Raw genomic sequence first — 1,059 nt, forward strand, 5'->3', positions numbered from 1 at the left:
CCATTGACCTTTCGACTTCGCTCAAGATAAATTCCAAGAAACAAAAATCTAGACTTATTTTATTTTTCTTAAATTCTACAAGATATTTCACTATCGAATCCAGACCGCAAGCTCTTTGGATTCTTGCCGTTTCATATCTTTTGAATTTTTATAAAAAATAAAAGTATGTCGGTTTTAGATGCTGATTTTATAAATCGTTAATCGTTAATCGTTTACCGTTTTTCGACCATCGTTTTTCGAACAACGAACAACGAACAACGAACAACGAACATCGAACATCGAACATCGAACCACCAACCACCAACCACCAACCACGACCAACCAACCACCAACCACGACAAACCAACCACGAACAACAAACAACCTGATTCTGCAACATATTCCCATAATTTTATATAAATTTGCTTTTTAACACATAGATGAATTATAAAGAAACACTTTATTTTGTTGCTACCTGTTTAACAATTTCATTAGAAAATAAGAATAGGGTAGCGATAGAAAAACAATTAAAAACAACCACAATCGACTGGGATGCCGTGGTGAAAATTAGTACGGAACATTTTGTGTTTCCGGCATTGTATTGTAACCTAAAGCGTGCAGGTTTTTTACACTATTTGCCGCAAGACTTGGTGGGGTATATGGAGCATATAACGGGTTTAAACCGAGATAGAAACCAGCAAATAATTACACAGGCAAAAGAACTGAATACTCTTTTATTAGCGCATCAGATTACGCCTATTTTTTTAAAAGGAACTGCAAACCTACTAGCGGGTTTATATACAGATATTGCCGAGCGAATGGTGGGAGATATTGATTTTATTTTCTCAAAAGAAACGTATCCGAAAGCAATCAAAGTTTTAAGAGAGAATGGATATTTAGAAGTATTGGAAACGGATTATGATTTTCCGGAATTTAAACATTATCCGAGATTAAAAAAAGAGGGTGCTATTGCCGCCGTAGAGATTCACAAAGAGCTTTTAATAGAAAAGTTTTCTGATGAATTTAATTATCATTTTGTAGCGAAAGACAGTCAAGTTCTAAATGGCGTAAGCGTGTTGA

Annotated in this window: 2 protein-coding genes; one reads left to right on the forward strand and one right to left on the reverse strand. The window is 34.9% G+C overall.

Annotated elements, in window-relative coordinates:
- Positions 1–187: 187 nt before the first annotated feature.
- Positions 188–379: a hypothetical protein gene (locus ES044_RS18295; protein ID WP_147120800.1), complete on the reverse strand. Its 192-nt coding sequence runs from the start codon at positions 377–379 to the stop codon at positions 188–190.
- Positions 380–419: 40 nt separating this feature from the next.
- Here ES044_RS18295 and ES044_RS18300 point away from each other — a divergent pair.
- A partial coding sequence (locus tag ES044_RS18300) for a nucleotidyltransferase family protein (protein WP_147187477.1) occupies positions 420–1,059 on the forward strand: 640 nt, incomplete at its 3' end.

This window comes from Polaribacter sp. IC066 (genome assembly GCF_007997085.1).
In the GTDB taxonomy this organism is placed as follows: Bacteria; Bacteroidota; Bacteroidia; order Flavobacteriales; family Flavobacteriaceae; genus Polaribacter.